General features: G+C 53.5%; 1 pseudogene. It reads left to right on the forward strand.

What is annotated here, in order from left to right:
* A pseudogene (locus tag P2G88_RS19425) lies at window positions 1-1,111 on the forward strand (IS1182 family transposase); the annotation flags it as partial.
* Between the last annotated feature and the right edge of the window lie 44 nt (window positions 1,112-1,155).

The raw sequence follows: 1,155 nt of genomic DNA on the forward strand, positions 1-1,155 counted from the left end.
CAGTGAACGACGACTCATTAAGGAAATCCAGGTCAATGTCGCCTATCGCTGGTTCTTAGGGATGGGACTGACCGAAGACGTTATCCATCACTCCACGCTGAGTCAGAACCGCATTAAGCGCTTTAAAGACAGCGATATTTACCAGGCGATATTCGATAACATTGTTGGCCAAGCCTTGAAGCAAGGCTTAATAGGCGGGCACAGCTTATTCGCCGACAGCACCCACCTGAAGGCCAACGCCAACAAGAAGCGTTTCGATATCCAAGACTTGCAAGTCACGCCGAGTGCCTATTTAGAACAGCTCACCGAGGCCATCAGTAAAGACCGGGAGGCCGAAGGAAAAAAGCCCCTGAGGTGTAAGCCAGAGGCGGTTTGCACCAAGCCCACCAAAGTCAGCCGTACCGACCCCGACAGCGGTTATATGGTGCGGGACGAGAAGCCCAAAGGCTTTTTCTATTTAGACCACCGTATCGTCGATGGCCGCCATGGCATCATCGTTGATACTCACGCCACCGCCGGCAATGTGCATGACAGCCAGCCCATCATCGCCCGCCTAGACCGGGTGTTGGACAGCTTTCCGGTCAACCCTATCGCCATCGGCCTGGATGCCGGGTATAACACCAGTGCCATTTGCCACAACCTGGAGCAGCGACAGCTCATTGGTGTAATGGGATATAGGCGTCCGAACAAAAAGCCGGGGCAATATCCTAAACGTCTTTTTACCTATGATGCGCAAACGGATACCTACACCTGTCCGCAAGGCCAAACGCTGGCGTACAAGACCACCAACCGTCAGGGCTATCGTCAATATCACTCAGATGCTAAGCGCTGTACAGACTGCCCAGTGCGAGCGCAATGCACACAAAGCCAAAACCACACCAAAGTTGTGACCAGACATATCTGGCAAGCCAGTGTGGAACGCGCCAATGTGGTCAGGCTCAGCGAATGGGGCAAGAAACAATACCGACGACGCGCTGAAACGGTAGAGCGCAGCTTCGCCGACGCGAAACAACATCATGGGCATCGCTACTGTCGCTACCGTGGACTGGATAAGGTCAATATGCAGTGTCTGCTGGCGGCCGCTTGCCAAAATATGAAGAAAATGGCCCTGGCCAGGGCGAGTTAAGGATACCGCCCCTAAATCACACCTAAAAA

Origin of the sequence: Aliiglaciecola sp. CAU 1673 (genome assembly GCF_029223185.1) — a bacterium.
In the GTDB taxonomy this organism is placed as follows: Bacteria; Pseudomonadota; Gammaproteobacteria; order Enterobacterales; family Alteromonadaceae; genus Bowmanella.